This window comes from Chryseobacterium binzhouense, from assembly GCF_007474545.1.
Classification (GTDB): domain Bacteria; phylum Bacteroidota; class Bacteroidia; order Flavobacteriales; family Weeksellaceae; genus Chryseobacterium; species Chryseobacterium binzhouense.
In genome coordinates this window covers 406,017-422,299 of sequence record NZ_VKOG01000001.1, presented here as the reverse complement: position 1 = coordinate 422,299, position 16,283 = coordinate 406,017, and the positions used below count along the sequence as shown (strand labels likewise).

The 16,283-nt window shown below is 36.4% G+C and carries 11 protein-coding genes; 4 read left to right on the top strand and 7 right to left on the bottom strand.

Features of this window, described 5'->3' with window-relative positions; translation table 11 throughout:
- Positions 1–126 precede the first annotated feature (126 nt).
- From FNE73_RS01995 to FNE73_RS01975, 5 genes are all read right to left on the bottom strand, one after another.
- Positions 127–3,549, bottom strand: coding sequence for a hypothetical protein (locus tag FNE73_RS01995; RefSeq protein ID WP_143883113.1), 3,423 nt, complete (start codon positions 3,547–3,549; stop codon positions 127–129).
- A 149-nt stretch (positions 3,550–3,698) separates the two neighbouring features.
- Positions 3,699–4,541 (bottom strand): glycoside hydrolase family 16 protein, encoded by an 843-nt coding sequence (locus FNE73_RS01990; protein WP_143883112.1) that lies wholly within the window; start codon positions 4,539–4,541, stop codon positions 3,699–3,701.
- A gap of 17 nt (positions 4,542–4,558) precedes the next feature.
- A complete protein-coding gene (locus tag FNE73_RS01985) occupies positions 4,559–5,407 on the bottom strand; it encodes a hypothetical protein (RefSeq protein ID WP_143883111.1) in 849 nt (282 codons plus the stop codon).
- A 105-nt stretch (positions 5,408–5,512) separates the two neighbouring features.
- Positions 5,513–6,442, bottom strand: a complete 930-nt coding sequence (locus FNE73_RS01980; protein WP_143883110.1) for an Ig-like domain-containing protein — start codon at positions 6,440–6,442, stop codon at positions 5,513–5,515.
- Between the two features lie 134 nt (positions 6,443–6,576).
- Positions 6,577–9,717 (bottom strand): glycoside hydrolase family 2 TIM barrel-domain containing protein, encoded by a 3,141-nt coding sequence (locus tag FNE73_RS01975; RefSeq protein WP_143883109.1) that lies wholly within the window; start codon positions 9,715–9,717, stop codon positions 6,577–6,579.
- Between the two features lie 393 nt (positions 9,718–10,110).
- Between FNE73_RS01975 and FNE73_RS01970 the strand changes: the two genes are divergently transcribed.
- Positions 10,111–10,902: a DUF2797 domain-containing protein gene (locus FNE73_RS01970; protein WP_143883108.1), complete on the top strand. Its 792-nt coding sequence runs from the start codon at positions 10,111–10,113 to the stop codon at positions 10,900–10,902.
- Between the two features lie 27 nt (positions 10,903–10,929).
- Complete coding sequence (locus tag FNE73_RS01965) at positions 10,930–13,437, top strand: AsmA family protein (RefSeq protein ID WP_143883107.1); 2,508 nt, start codon at positions 10,930–10,932, stop codon at positions 13,435–13,437.
- 100 nt (positions 13,438–13,537) lie between these two features.
- On the opposite strand, the gene FNE73_RS01960 is transcribed toward FNE73_RS01965, so the two are convergent.
- The gene (locus tag FNE73_RS01960; RefSeq protein WP_143883106.1) at positions 13,538–13,882 is read right to left on the bottom strand and encodes a hypothetical protein; all 345 of its coding nucleotides are present in this window, start codon (positions 13,880–13,882) and stop codon (positions 13,538–13,540) included.
- A gap of 185 nt (positions 13,883–14,067) precedes the next feature.
- Here FNE73_RS01960 and FNE73_RS01955 point away from each other — a divergent pair, with 185 nt between their 5' ends.
- Both FNE73_RS01955 and FNE73_RS01950 read left to right on the top strand, forming a co-directional pair.
- The gene (locus tag FNE73_RS01955) at positions 14,068–14,259 is read left to right on the top strand and encodes a hypothetical protein (protein WP_143883105.1); all 192 of its coding nucleotides are present in this window, start codon (positions 14,068–14,070) and stop codon (positions 14,257–14,259) included.
- A 138-nt stretch (positions 14,260–14,397) separates the two neighbouring features.
- Positions 14,398–15,441 (top strand): PA0069 family radical SAM protein, encoded by a 1,044-nt coding sequence (locus FNE73_RS01950; RefSeq protein WP_143883104.1) that lies wholly within the window; start codon positions 14,398–14,400, stop codon positions 15,439–15,441.
- Here FNE73_RS01950 and FNE73_RS01945 read toward each other — a convergent pair.
- The gene (locus FNE73_RS01945; RefSeq protein WP_143883103.1) at positions 15,404–16,282 is read right to left on the bottom strand and encodes a thiopeptide-type bacteriocin biosynthesis protein; all 879 of its coding nucleotides are present in this window, start codon (positions 16,280–16,282) and stop codon (positions 15,404–15,406) included. The genes FNE73_RS01950 and FNE73_RS01945 overlap by 38 nt on opposite strands.
- Position 16,283 lies beyond the last annotated feature (1 nt).

The following is a 16,283-nucleotide window of genomic DNA, read 5'->3' as shown; positions in this document are numbered from 1 at the left end:
AAGGATGATATTAAGCTGAATAATTTCATTCGTTATTGAAACTGTATTCATTCATTTTTAGGTTTTGGCTAAAGTTCAATCGATTTTGATATTTGTAAACGGGCTAAAGCCCGTTCCTACTGATTATTATTTCAACTGCTCTTTTCTGATTTTAACTTTAATCAAAGACACTTTTCCGTTTCTTTTAAAAATGTTTTCAGAGTCTTCTTTATTAATGGTTAAACTGTTCTCTATTTTTGCTTCGCACTGTTCATTAAAAACTTCTACGCTTTCGGTTTCCGAAATTTCATAAATTACTGGAACTTCGCATTTGGTGAAAAACAATGAATTTTCGGGTAATTTCAACGATGAAGCATTGGATTGTACATCAAAATATTCGATGGTTTTTTCTTCCGCCAAAAATTCTTCTTTTCTCAATAAATCGGGTTTGAACTGCAATTGTCCGTTTTTCACAATCATTCCCAGTTCTCCAAAACGGCTCAGCAAATCTTCTTTTACCTGTCCCGTCATTCCTGGTTGTTGTGCGCCTTTGGTAAATGGTGTGTGCGAATACGCATCGGTTGGGAATGCGCCGTACAATTCCGGAGATTTGTGAACGCCAATTCCTGCGTTGATTTCGTAGAAATGCTCCAATAATCTTCCCACTGTTTCGGGCGAAGCATTTTCGTTGATGGCTTTTTGGCAAACTTCCATCACGGCTAACAATAATTTGGAAACCATATGCCAATAAATAGAGCCTAAACCTTCGTACCCGTAGAAAGTGCCGCTTCTTCCGGTAAATTCTTTGTGATTGAAAACGGCTTCAAAGATTTCTGAAATCAAGATTTTTTCTTGATTTTCAACCTTTAAAGCATCTAAACCTACTTCTAAATCGCCTGCATTTTTGAAATTTCCATTAAAATGATAATTTCCTAACACATCTACTTCAATGATTTGTGTATTTTTTTCAGCAACTAATTGCTGAAGCAATGCTGATTGCTGAACTAAATTTTCAGGAATGCTGTTTCTTTCCAAAAAGCCTTTCAGTTGCTTGTTAGGATAGAGTAAATAGCTGTATTGGTCTTCTCGGAACAAAGCCGAATTTTTCAACGCATCCAACACTTTCAATGCTTCTTCGGAAGTGAGGAACTGAGAACTCAACACCGCAACTTGTCCTTCCAACATTTCGCTCAGGTATGAAATCGTAACATATTTTTCGTTGGAAGTCATCAGATTATAGGCGTGATATAAACCGTCCTTTCTTTCGTTGGCTTTGATGGAATGCTCCAAAAACTGCAACGAAAGGTTGGTAAATCTTCTCAACCCTTCCAGAGAAACGGTACGTTTTTTACCCCAAAAACCTTTGGTGTACACGTGATTTCGGTATTCCGAAGCCGCTTCGCCAAAAACATCGAGGATTTTTTTGCGGTCTTCGTTGCTAATAGTTCCTTCGAGTAAGTGAAGATTTTCCTGAAAACCTTCTCGTATTTTTTTGTAAAAATCCACCAATTCGGTAGAAACTTTTACATTTTCCAAAACCGAATTTTCAAAAATACCTTGGAAAAATTGCATCATTCGTCGCAAATAATACAGCGTCACCATCGAAACGCCGTTTCCTACCAAAGCGTTGTTGGCATCGTTCCATTCTGGTCGTTGCGTATTCATCCAAATACCGCCTTCCAAAATGAAATTGGACAGTTTTGCTAAAACAGTTGCCAATATTTTTTCTATGAAATTCACTTTCAAGACATCTCCGTTTTCATCGGTAAGTAAAGCGCCGTCTGCTCCCATTTCTTTTCTTCTTTCACGAATTGTTGAATCCAATTCAAAATCAAAGTCGATGGTATCTTTCGGATTTTTCAGGATTTCTTCGTACGATTTTATTTTGTACGGTACGTTGGCGTACACAAAAAGTTCTTGGTCCAACAGATTTTCTAACGAATTAGGGAAATAATTTTCGGTAAATTCTAAAAATTTCTGTAAATAAATAATCTGATGATCACCCCAATAACCGATGTAGCTCCAAGGGTCGTCTTCTTCAATGGTTTCCCAATCGAAACCGTCTTTGGTTACCCGATACGGATTGTACCCGTCAAAGGTTGTCGCATTCAGGAATTTAAAAATCATTCCTTCGATAAAATACGGATAGGAATGCGCCAAAGCTTCCCAATTTTGGAAAATATCTCTCCAGTTTCCTTCGTAATCGAGAATTTTAGAGCCGTCCACTTCACTTCTGGTGTTGATGGAAAATTTGTTCCACGGACGGGAAGGATCGCCGTGACGGCGGGAAAATTTGAGCGGTAGATATTCTTTTGCCAATCGGATAAAATCGGCATCATCAGCATTCTCTAGCGCTGCTATCAACTCAAACAAAGAAAATTTCTCTGGAAGTTGGTTGATGATGGCTGCTGAATTTTTTAAAACTTGTTGGTTGGCTTTCTCCATATATTTGGAAAAATCCCACTTTTCGATGGTGTAATTGTCATCGAAAATTCCGCCACGCATAATGTTGAACAGCGTGTTGGAGAAATGACGGCTGTCTCGCAAATCGTCGTTGGTAAACTGCAAACCATCGGCAGCAGCCACTAATTTTTTAAGATTTTCGGTGCCTAAATCAATATCTTTTTGAATGCTTGAAGCAAGATTTTTTTCGGTTTTAATGCGTTCAATCCAGTTAATAACATTCGATTGCGACTGATTCACATTGGCTACAAACCACCAATTTTTTTCATCGTTGGTGTTTAATGCTAATTCCTGTTGAACGAAATACGCTCCTTTTTCGCCTTTGATGTCGGCTTCCTGACTTACTTTTTTGCCTTTTCTGAAATTTTTCAATTGAAGCGAAGACAGCAAATACGTTGGATTTTCTGTTCCGATGGAGAAAACGGTGTTTGCTTTCAAAGCTTCGCTAGGTTCGGCTTTATCCACGATAATGGCACTCAATGCGAAAATTCCGAGTCCTGATGTTGCATCGAGTTCGGTACGTTTGTAGGCATCGCCCAAATTGCTAACCCTCATTTGCAAATCGCTGCCGATTCCGTACGGTAAAATGTTTTGCAGTCCATCTAAAACAGTAACGTTTTGATTATCGGAGGCTAAATTTTTGATTTTTGATTTTTTGATGAAGCCAAATTCGCTGCTGTTATTCCATTCATAAGAAAAAGCGAGGGCTAAATCGTGGTTGATTTCTTCAAAAATAATCTTGTTTCCAAATTCGTTTTTGTACACATTTCTGCTGGTGCGAAATTGTGCTTCGTTGCGAACGGAAAAAGGTTCCCAAACTAGTGTTTCCCCATTTTTATGCACCTGAACCATTGTTTTGCTTCCGGTAATTTCTGCCGATTCGGTGATTTTGTCATCGGTGTAATACGGAAAAAGGGCAAATTCTGAGTTTTTTCTTCCTGCGGAAAGTCCGCCATTGCTGGACACGAACATCCAATGATTGGAGTCGCTCACGATGGTCATAAAAAACGGACGCAAGGTTTCTGCATCGGAGATTTTAAAAAAAACTTCGTGGTTGATTTTTACAGTTTCTATAGAGGATTCGATATGGGAAATCGTGGATTGCATTATTGAAATTTTGATAAATTAATTTTAAAATTGGTTGTAAAACCCTTCCGAAGGAAAAAAGATCCTCGGATGTAATGGTCTGAAAAATGTTGTTTTATAGTGAAACCTTATAGGTTTTGAAAACTATAAGGTTTAAGATTTTTGAAAATTTATTTTGTTTTGTAAACTCTTACATAATCTATAGTCATTTTTTGTGGGAAAGGCGTTCCATCCACCGGGAAGCCAACATAATTTCCTCCAACAGCGACATTTAGAATCATAAAGAACGGTGAATTATACACCCATTGACCTTTTTTTTCTACTTCATCGCGGGTCAAACGTTGATACAGATAATCATCTACAAAAAAATCAATTTTGTCTGCGTCCCATTCTACTGCGAAAAGATGAAAATCAACATCAAATCTTCCGTCTTTTAATGCATAAGCTTTTGTAATTGCATTTCCAGCAGAATAACCTGGTCCATGAAGAGTTCCGTGAGCTATGTGCGGTTCCTGTCCACGTAATTCCATAATATCAATTTCACCACATTGAGGCCACTGAACAGTGTCTATGTTTGCACCCAGCATCCAGAAAGCCGGCCATAATCCAGGTCCGTAAGGCGTTTTTAATCTTGCTTCGAATCTTCCGTATTGCTGGTCGAAAAGCCCTTTGGTTTTGATTCTTGCAGATGTAAATGCTGAGCCATTATAATTTTCTTTTCTGGCTGTGATGACAAGATTTCCGTTTCCGTCCAGCGAAACGTTTTCAGGACGGTTGGTATAATATTGTAACTCCTGATTTCCCCAGCCACCACTTCCGGTACCGATATCATAAGACCATTTGGCAGCATCAGGTAAAGTTCCCGCCACACCATCAAACTCATCGCTCCAGGTAAGCTCCCAGCTTCTTTCGGGTAACGTCTGAACCGATTCTTCTTCGCAAGAAACTGCAAAAAATGCAAAAGCAACAAGCGATGTAAACATTAAAAATTTATGTTGATTTAAAAATTTCATAATTCTTCTTTTTGATTTTAATTGTGGAAATACATATTATCAAAGAAAACATCTCCGTTCCCATCTACTTTGAACTGAATAATATTGCTCAAATTCACTCCTGAAAATGCAGAGAGTGGAATACTGATGCTCTTCCATCCATTTGTATTAGTTCCAATACCTGAAGGTACAGACAAAGTGTACACTTTCTCAACCGGTCCGGGACTGATTAAATAGAACTTTAGGCTGGTAGAATTGGCAGAGTAATAATCCAAATGAACAAAACCATAAGAAGATACATTAAGCGGACTTGCGAATTGTGTTCCTTGATAATTAAGACCTGCATATTTCAAAGTATTATTTCCCGCAATCAGAAGTTGGGAAACTACCGTATTTTGTCCCCAGTTTGGATTAAAATCTGTTCCGGCAACATTTGTATACGCATCACTGAAAACCGAAAGAACTCCAGAAGCCGGATGAGAAGGTGCTGGTGCAGCTGTAGCTGGTGTAGATGGGATAATGCTTCCGTCATTGTAGAAATATATATTGTCTGCGTAGAAAGCCGGAATATTGGTACCTTCAAAAATAATCTGTCCGATTTTGCTTCTGGAAGTTAAACCTGTCATCGCACTAAAAGGAATGTTGATACTTACCCAGTTTTGCCCCTGCAAAGCAGGTGCGGTAATGGTTGTAACGTGATTGCTGTCATCATTTCCTCCAAAAGCTCCATTTGGTCCAAAATCTACAATATTTACTTTGAAATTTGCTCCCGCTGCTAATGCATTTGGAAGGTAAATATCTGCGTGAAAATGCGAAGTTGCAGAAGCATTAATTGGGTTGGCGGCAGACTGTATTCCTACAAAATTAAAATTATAATAATTGAGCACATTGTTTCCGTTTACTGTAAAATCTGCAGATTGTGTCGTCTGATAAGGCGCCCAATATCCGTTGTAATAATCTACCGGAACATTCGTATATGCGTCACTGAAAACCTAAATTACTTTATCTGCAGGAAGTGTAGGTGTTGGAGCTGCCAGAAAATTCCCCTGAGAGTTGATTGTTAAACTACCAGAAGCTGGTTTTCCACCCAAAGTTGCTGTAATTACCGCAGAACCTCCTGAAACTGTAGCTACATTTCCCAGAGTATTTACTGTCGCAACCGAAGGATTGGAAGATGAAAAATTAAAATAATACGGAGTAAGATTCACCACCTGATTGATTCCGTTCGGAAGGCTGAATGTGGAAATTAAACCGTCAACATTTTGGTTTACTCCCACAAAAGAAGTGACTGTTTTTGCATCCCCGTTTAGAATTCCTGCTGTTCCCTGAGCAACACCCGGAACTTTTTCAAACTTCACCTCATCAATCCAGAAAGTGTATCCGTTGTTGTTTTCCGGACCTTCGGAATAGAAAAACATTCCTTTTTCAGCAATGAGTTTGCTTGCATCCGGAATCGGAATATAGACTTTTTTCCAATTGGTGTTTACAGCTAATGCACTGATAGAAACCTGATATTTGTTTTCTCCTAAATCGTTACCGAATCCGATAATATCAATGTTTGCAGATTGGGTCGCTTTTACCCAAAATGTTAATGCATTGTAGTCTGATAAATCTCTGCCGACAGATGTAAAGAAACTTCCGCCTGCATAAGCTCCTTCCGGACTTCCAAAATCCGGAACTTCAAAACGCATAGATGCTGTTCCGGCATATTTTACTTCATTATCTACCTGAAATGCTTTAGGAGCAGAGCCTCCAAATGCAGCATAATTGAGTCCTGAACTGAAACCATCTATAAAAATCTCGGGATTTTTAGGATAGCTGGCTTCTTCTAATTCATTCAGATCACGCTGACAACCCAAAACCAACAGCATGGATAATCCTAATACGGATTTTATGATTCTATTTTTAAATATATTTTTCATTTTGATTTTTTTTAATTCTAAATTTTAAGGTTGAATGTTGCAGCCCGACTTAAGCGGAAATCCTTTTTGTGGAGCAAAGCGAAACAAAAAGATTGGGAGCGGAAGGCGGATAAAGCTGCCCTGAAAATTCTGATTTATTTACCTATATTAATTTGAATGTACGTTCTGATTTCCCATTCATTTCCGTTGGGAAAGCCAATTGCAGTTGGATCAGGAACCCAGTTTCCTGCACCGTCAATTGTTTGTGTCGGGTTGTATCTTGGAGAGTATTGGTCTAGCGTTCTGTAGGTTCCTCTGATTCCGATTCTCGTTCCAGGAAGAATCCACCAATCCGGTTTTCCGATTTCAAGAGATAAATCTCCCATTAACTGCATCGGGAATGTCTGATTGAAGTCTCTGTGGAAATCGTATGGTCCCCAATCGTTGAATTTAATTCCAGAAATAAATTTCATTTTTTTGTAGATGGTTCTTAGGTCTAGACCGAATCGTTCTACTTTTCGAGGGTCGCTTCCGTTTGCCTGACCTGTTCCTCCATAAATGTTAGCAATTACCCCGAAATCGTGCGATATTTTGGAAACAATTCTGGCATTGGCTTCCCAAAGATCTGCAGCTGGAGCTGCACCTGGAAACGCAAATAACGATCTTCCGTCTCCTAAAATACCGATAGCAGCATCTTGAGTGGTTGGTAAATGTCTGTACACAAACCCCGCACTGAATGCAAATGGTGCATCTTCTGTTCTGTCGCTATCCCAAGCGTACATCCACGTTGCAGGAGTAGGATCATAAGTAAACAAAATTTCTCCTGCGGTTTGTTTTCTATTCACTCTTACTACAAAAGGATCTTGAAGAATGTTTCTTGGTCTTCCCGGAGCTGCTGCTGTGGCAGGAATTGGCCCTTCGATGGGTTCTTGCCAAAGGAAATTGGGTGCAATTTCAAAGTTTCCTATTTTGTAGGTAAAACCTGTAAGGAAATTGTATTGGTTACCGCTTCCGGTATCTTTTAGTCTCCAACCGGTGAAGGTCTGTGTTTGATCCCAACCTCCGTTAGCAACCAATCCCATTGCAGAACCTTGTGCGTACCAGTTGAATTTTCCTCCAGTGTAGGTAAGTTTTGCTTTTCCTCCCCAGTTGTCATTACCATTGATTTGGTCTTGGTAGATATTTCCGTCTCTGTATAATTGGAAATCTCTTCCATTAAGCGGCTGACCTGCCCAAATACCTCCTAAATCTACTGCAAATTTTCCTAATTTTCTTTGTAAGGCTAAAGTTGCTCTTCTGGTTTTGGGTTGAGGAACAGCAAAAGAACTCTGAGAATCTCCTCTTTGGTCTATATCTTCGTGGAAAATCCCTGTAAAATTGAATTTGCCTAAATTTTTAGAATATTTTACCAAAAACGCTGGGTTAGCTCCCCACCACAATTCTGGCCCGAAAGCGATCTTTAGACCGTTTAGTTCTTTTTTACCTGTGAATTCAAAACCAAAAGGAGCTTCACCATTGTAGATATCAATCATTTGCCCATAGTTGGCTTCAGGATATAGGTTAAAGAAATCTCCTTCATAAGCCCAATGATAATGACCTGTTCTGTAGAAACCGTGCAAGTCGAAATTTTTGTGATTCCAGTTGTAACTTGCGCTATAGACTTGTAACCTGTTCAGGTCTCTCATTTCGGTAATGGTTCCGTCGGCATTCATTACTTTGATAGGTCTGCCTCGGTTTTCGTAGAAAATCTGATCGATAGGATTTTCTGCTACATTTCCTAAAATGTTGAAATTGACATTGGCTCTCATATTGGGTGCAGGATTTCCTTCAATTCCTACAAAATACGATTGCATATGGTCAAAACCTTGTTTGTTAGGATATTTGGTATATGCGTCTGATTTGTCTTTTGGTGTTTCTGTAAGACTTCCGCCTGTATTAAACGTGGTGAAATCTGCTCTAAGCTGGCTAATTCTAATCAAATCAGTACTTTCCCCTTTTAAAGCGGCTTTGTCTCCTCTCGCACGAAGTTGAGCATCGGCAGTATTTACATTTCCAAAATAAGACTGCACAGGATTTCCAGATCTGGAAGCACTAGTGTTGTAAGGATTAAACTGATGGATTTCCTTCAAAGTATAATACGCCGCTCTTGGGTAGAGTTGGTAATGACCCGTAGCATCGGTTTTCCCTTTGGCACAGATACCGAACCATTCTTCGTTCATATTGTTTTGTCCCTGTTTGAAATCTTTGATATAGCCGCCGTTACTCCAAGAAGCATTAGAATCATGAACTTCCAGATTTTCGGTTTGTTTGTACTTCCACCATCCATCGCTAAACTGGAACGTAAAACCGCCTATGGAGTTTCCAGCTTTTCCCATTCCCGCTGCATTTTCGTAGATTTCCTGCCAATTCCCCTTAAGATAGTAGGCTTGTGCATCCTGATCTTCCTGCTGAGAAAGTTCGTTGAAGGCATCTGCTCCGAACTCTGTAAAAAGTACCGGTTTTCCGTATTCCTTTTTTACTCTGTCAAATAAATCGGTAAAAGAAACACCACGGTAAGAATTGATTCCGAGGATATCAACATCTTTACATTCATCATTAATAATGTTTAGGAACAATAAATCGCCATTACAAATCGCCACCGGAACATTTCCGTCCAACGATTTCATTTCTTTAGCTGCATCGTTCATCAAACGATACATAGGCCGTCCTCTTTTTTCTCCAACAAATTTTTTCTGTTCTTCATCATCTGGAAAATCTTCAGTTTCTGCACCTTGCCAAAATAAACCATAGTTATTTTCGTTTCCTAATAAATAGAGTAATAAGCCTGGTGTATTCTTGTATTGAGACGCCAGTTGTTTCACTTCCTTTATTAGAAGCTCTTGAGTTTTAGCATCATCATAATGGGTAACGGGTGTCCAAACACCGTCAATAGTAAGTCCGTATCTTCCGAAGGAGTGATTGAGCATCGTATAAATGCCATAGTTTTCATAAATATAGGTAATCCATTTTTTGGGAATTCCTGTATATACACGGATTGCATTTACATTCATATTTTTCAGCAATGACATTTCATCATCCAATGCTTTCCTGATGAAATCATCTGACTGAGTCCAGAATGAATAATTATAATTAGTTCCTACCGGGAAGTAATCCCAATTCATACCATTTACAATAAAAGGCTTCCCGTTGACTTCTAATTTTTGTCCGTTTAAGTCATTTACTACTTCCACTTTTTGAGATTGGGAGTAATAGATATGAGTGCTTAAACAAACTAAAAAAAGTAATATTCTTCTCATGATTTATATAATTTTTTTAAGTTTTATTATGCTGTCTTAAATAAGCGCTGTCATATTATTCTTTAAGAATCTTAACATGCCTAATTTAAAAATGTTAACAATTAGTTCATAAATCTTATATATATACATTTAATATACAACAATTAAAATATTGAAAAACAACCATTTACAACTTAAACGCAATAAAATTAACTTATAAAAAGAACTTTCTATACATTAATATGAGAACAAAAACCAAAAGTATTTAACTGATATTTTAACATAAAACCTACTCTAAAAAAGATTTATTCTCAATCCCTTAAAATTTTAGCTTGGGATTACCATGTTATTTTATGTGAAATAGAACAAATCAAAGTAAATTTTAATTTCTATATTTATTTAAAATTTTAAAACATGCAGTTTCAGGGACAAATTTTAAAAATGACGAGCTTCAATGATGAGCCTATTCAGTATTATCTTAATCTTTCCAATGATTTGATTCACATGAATGAGCTGTTCGGCAAAGAATTAACCATAAGACATATTGGTTACCAATGCGTCAATTGCGGATTAGACAAAACAGTTTACAGAATGGGATTCTGCAAAAACTGCTTTTTTGAAAGCCCTTATGCAAGTGATACGATCATTCGTCCTGAACTTTCTACTGCACATCTTGGAATTGCGGAACGGGATTTGAATGTTGAGAAAGAAATCCAACTGCAGCCACATACCGTATATCTGGCTTACACAGGTGATGTGAAAGTAGGAGTAACAAGAAACACCCAAATTCCGACACGATGGATTGATCAGGGAGCGACTTTTGCTCTTCCTATTGCCAGAACAGAAAACCGCTATGAAGCAGGCATGATAGAAGTCGCCCTAAAACAACATGTTGCAGATAAAACAAGCTGGAAAAAAATGCTTCAGGATGATTTTGAAGGCGAAATGGATTTAGCAGATTTTCAGCAGAAGATTAAAGAATACTTTCCTGAAGATTTCCAAAAATTTTATTCGGAAGGAGAAAATCTCTGGAAGTTTGATTATCCGTTTGACAAACCTGAAAAAGTAACTTCTTTTACACTGGATAAAAACCCTGAATTTATAGGAAGACTTACCGGAATAAAAGGGCAGTATTTAGCTTTTGAAGGCGGAAATTTCATGAATGTAAGAGGACATGAAGGATATTTAGTAGAATTGAAAATCTAATAATTTAATGAAAAACAAGATATAATCATGAAAAAACCTTGGGTTAAGAAGCTTCTTATTGGCTTTGGCATATTGCTGGGAATAATTTTACTGGCAAATTTTGGCTTAAATATCTGGCTCAAAACCCAACTTCCAGACTATATTAAGAAAAATACGGTTTACCGAGTAACTTATAAATCTTTGAATGTAGACTTGGGAACAGGAAATATTCTTGCAACCGGAGTTACTGTTAATAATAAAAACCCGACAAATACTTCGGTTATAGGACTTCAGGGAACGATTGATACACTAAAAGTCAGTCGTTTTGGGATCTACGATGCTGTGTTTAATAAAATAATAAGCTCCAATGATCTTTTGCTTTCTAAACCCAACTTAAATATTATTCTTGCAAAACCTATTGATAAAAAAACAGGTAAAAAGCCCAATCCGGTTAAATTTGAAAACATCAGAATCAATGACGGAACTATTGCTGTTTTCCGTCATACCAGACAAAAATTCGTTGGTGTGGAAGAGCTTAATCTCTATGTGGAAAACCTTCAATTAACGGAAGAATCTGTTGAAGAAAAACTTCCTGTAATTTTTGACCAGTATAAAATTAAGGGAAAAAATTTCTTTTTTCAGCCCGATGATATTTATGAGCTTAAAATTGCTAAAATTGCAACCACCAACGGTCAAATTTCTGTTGAGAATTTTCATCTTCAACCGCTGATTTCATTTGAGCAGTTTAAGAAAACATATCCTGAAAAATCTAAAATGTTTCAGTTTATGGTTCCCAAAATGACTTTCAAGGATATTTTTCTCAAAAAAAATAAAGTTTCTCTCGCCAACGCCATCTTTGTAAACCCATTTATAAGAACTTATGACACCGGTGTCTCGGTTAAAAAGGCAGTAAAGGAAAAAAGTTTTGAACTTGATCTGAAAAATGTAAAAGTGAGCCATGCAAAAATACAGATGGTGAAAACGAATGCAAAAGATTTCTTTTTTGCACAGGATCTGAATATGGACATTTCCGAATTGCAGATGACTAAAGAGAGTTCGGAAGAAGTGATTCCTGTTTTATATAAAGATTTCAAAATTTCGGGAAACGGAATCTATTACAATGACCAACAGAATCTGTATGCAGAAAGTTTCAGTTTAACACCCAAAAGCGGTCATATTAAAAACATTATCGCCAAACCTACAAACTCTGATCTGGTAATGGATTTTAAAACCAACCTGATAAAATTCAACATCAATACGTTTGATTTTAAAAATAAAAAACTCAATCTGGATGTAAATGATATTTTTATTGATGGCGTAAACGGTAAAATAGCCTCTTCAAAAACGTCACAAAAAAAGAAAAATTCAGCAAAAGGAATTAATTTTCCCATTAAAATTGGAAAAATTGATCTTAAAAATTCCAATATTACTTATGAGAGTAACCAGCAACCTTTAAGTCTCAATAATCTTAATGCTTCTATTGAAAATCTTGAACTAACAGATAATTCTGCAAAAGACGGAATGGCTGTGAAAGTAAAAAATTATCATATTACTGCAAACGATTTCAGTTACAAAACTAAGTTCTATCAGATGAAAACGGCCGCATTGAGTTTAGATCAAAATAAACTTCAGATCAATCGTTTTGCAATGATTCCGCTTGTATCAAGAGCGGAATTTATAAGAATGATTCCTGTAGAACAGGATCTGTATGATATTAAAGCAGATCAGATATCCGCGCAGGGCAACTGGGATTTATTTTCCGAAAATAAATCATTTTATGCATCACAAGTTATCATTCAGTCTGCAAATGCCAATATTTTCAGAAGTAAAATTCCGGAAGATGATCCGAAAATAAAGCCTTTATATTCAAAGTTATTGCGAACCATTAAAATTCCCATGTTTGTCACTAATCTTCAACTTAAAAATTCGACTTTAGAATATGAAGAAGACACTCCGAAAAGCAGTGGCCCTGGAAAATTGACTTTCAGTAATTTTAATATGAATGTTAATAATCTCAATTCAGCAAAAATGAAGGGGAAACCCACTCAGGTTAGTATAAAGATTGACTGTAAGTTTATGAATACATCGCCGTTGGCGGTAAACTGGACTTTTAATACTGCTGATCAGAGTGACCGTTTTGCGATTTCAGGAAATTTAGACAATATTCCGGCTGTCGCACTAAATTCGTTTATTGTTCCTTATATGAGTGTTTCGGCAACAGGATCTATTCAGCAAATGCTTTTTAACTTTAAAGGCAATCCGGAGGGAATCGGTGGAACATTCAATATCAAACACAAAGATTTAAAGATCTCTGTTTTAGACAAAAAAAGCAAAGAAAAAAAGAATCTCCTAAGTGCGGTTGCCAATATCTTTATTAAAACAGACTCCGGTCAGTTTCCCGAATCTGTGATCGTAGAAGGTGTGGAAAGAGATCCTACAAAATCTTTTTTCAATATGTTTTGGAAAGGTGTGGAAAGTGGTTTGAAAAAAACTTTATTAGGAATCAATCCCGATAAAGCTAAAAACAATACGAAAAATGAGTCTTCAAAAAAATAAAAATAGCTAAAACCTGAATTATACCGTAGAAAAGTTTAAAATAAAACATCCCGAAAGTGAATATTTCGGGATGTTCTTTTATGCTAATATGAATTAAAAATTAGTACTCATCGCTTTCTTCAATAGGAATATCTCTTAGGAAAGCATCAAATTCCTGACCCGGATAATTGCTGTCTGCTCCATAAGAATCAAGAATGATTCCTATGTTTTTTTCGGCATCCTGCACTACATACAAAACAGCATTATCATCAGGATTACTCGGACCTTCAAACCTGTATGTTTTTACAATTCTAAGCTCCTCCGGCTTATAGTTTTTGTCTGATCCTTCATATTTCATTTCGCAGTCTTCATTCATTCTGAATTCTCTGTGAATTCCTCTTTGTCTTAAAGTTTCCATGACACCGGTAAGCGTTGTCATTCTGTCTATGTTTTCTGAACTTTCCATAATAATATTTTTTTATGTTTAGTACAATTTTTAAACCATAAAACACTGAAAGCATTATTTTGATAATTAACAAAATTTATCATTAATTAAAAAACAAAAAGGTATATTATTTGATATAGTTTGAAACAGATCGGTAATATTTCTTTAAATCTTATTGATCTTGGAACATTAAATAATATCTACATATGAAAAAAGAAGTAGGAGTTTTACTGGCAGGAGGCGTAGGACTTTTGGCAGTTTTGAGTTTTTTTGGCGTAAAAAAAATATTATCTAAGAAAAATAGAAAATATAACGACTATTACTCTGATTATCACAGACATTTTGACAACAAAAATTCTGATGATGATCATGGAATAGAATTTTATGCCCTTAAGTAGCGACCCGTAAGAAATAGTAAGAATATAATTTTTTAAAATCCGGAATCATTTTTTGATTTCGGATTTTTTGTGGAAAACTATCCTGTTAAAACTTATTATTTTCAATACTTCTAAGCCTATTTTTACGTTTATAAAAATATGCAGAACGAAAATTTCAAAAAAGGTCAGGGAGCGCAACGGAATGTTAATAACCGTTTCGACAGATTTACCTATGAACCTGATGATGAAGATTTAGAATCCATAAAAACTACTTTCACGGAGATTTTTCCTAAAACGATTGTCAATAAGGTAAAAAGTGAAGATTTACCTATGGAATATTCCATGAATCCTTATCAAGGCTGTGAACACGGCTGTTCCTACTGTTTTGCAAGACCCACCCACGAATATTGGGGTTACAGTGCAGGAATTGATTTTGAAAGAAAAATAATGGTAAAGAAAAATGCTCCGGAATTGCTGGAGAAATTTTTCAAGAAAAGAGGGTACCAACCTTTTCCGATTCTGCTTTCCGGAAATACAGACTGCTATCAACCTGCCGAAAGACAATTTGAAATTACCAGACAGCTTTTACAGGTTTGTCTTGATTACCGACATCCTGTCAATGTTTTAACGAAAAATGCTTTGGTGCTGCGGGATTTGGATATTTTAAAACCGATGGCAGAACAGAATTTAGTTTCTGTATCTCTTAGTATTCCGACCATAAACGAGGATCTGCGCAGAAAGATGGAACCACGAACGAGTTCTGCGAAAAATAAACTGAAGGCAATTGAGATTCTGTCAGAAAACGGAATTCCCACGCATGTTATGGTAGCACCAATCATTCCGGGACTTAACAGTGATGAGCCTTTAGCTATTTTAAAAGCTATTTCAGAAGCAGGCGCACAAAGTTTTGGTTACACATTGGTAAGGCTGAACGATACGGTAGAACCTGTTTTTGTACAATGGATTGAAAATGCATTTCCTGATCGTGCACAAAAGGTTTTAAATTTAATAAAGTCTATGCATGGCGGAAAACTGGGCGAAAAAAGATACTTTGACCGACAGAAAGGTAAAGGAAATATTGCCGAAATGATTCACAATACTTTTAAAATCGGCAGAAAAAAATTCTTTGATGGAAAAGAGTTTCCGAAGCTTTCAACGGATGGCTTTACGGGGACAAAGGAGCAGCAGCTGAGGTTGTTTTAGAGTTAAGATATAGAAGGCTTTTACAATGCCTGTTTAAAAAATCGTAAACAACCATTTCAAAAAGCCTTTGGTCTGAAACAAAAAGGCGGTTGATATTCATATGAAAAATGCTTTGAAAAAATGATGGTAGATTGACATCAAGGCTATTCGTTTTATTTTTACTTAAAATAACCTGAATATCACTTTCTATATTAAAAAGATTTGATACAATCTGATTTCTTTCTGACGAAAATTCAGGAGAATGCAGAAACTCAATATATTTCAGCTTAAATGTCCTGTATTTTTTATCAAGCTGTGAATTAAGATTTTTGTCAGCATTAAATTCTGCTTTGAACGCATCATTAAAACGCTTTATCCATTCTGATTTTTCGGTTATAGAAAGTTTAAGCAGATTTAACAAACATTCGATATAAAAAATGCTGACCAATAACTTTTCTTCATCATCATACTCCAGCCATTCTAAAGTAATCTTGCTGTTGATAAAGAAAAAACTTTCTGCGTTTTCTATGGTATTATAACCATATCTTTCCAGTTCTCTGGTATATGTATTGACGGATATGTCTGATATTTCGCCACTTTCCAAAAAACTTTCCAAACCGTTATTTATCTCCTGCACAACCGACTGAAAAAACTCTTTTTCAGCTAAATTAAAGCGAATTCTTAAATGGGGTTTCGGATCATTATACCGTATAAAAAACCATTTTGAGATTTGATTTCTTTCTTCAAGGCTGTCAATTAAAGGCATTAATTCTTCTAAGACCAGATCTGCGGTCTTTATTCCTGTATAAACTTTAAAATACAGCCACTCACTTCCCGGAAAAAATTTTCTTTTTGCTGACATA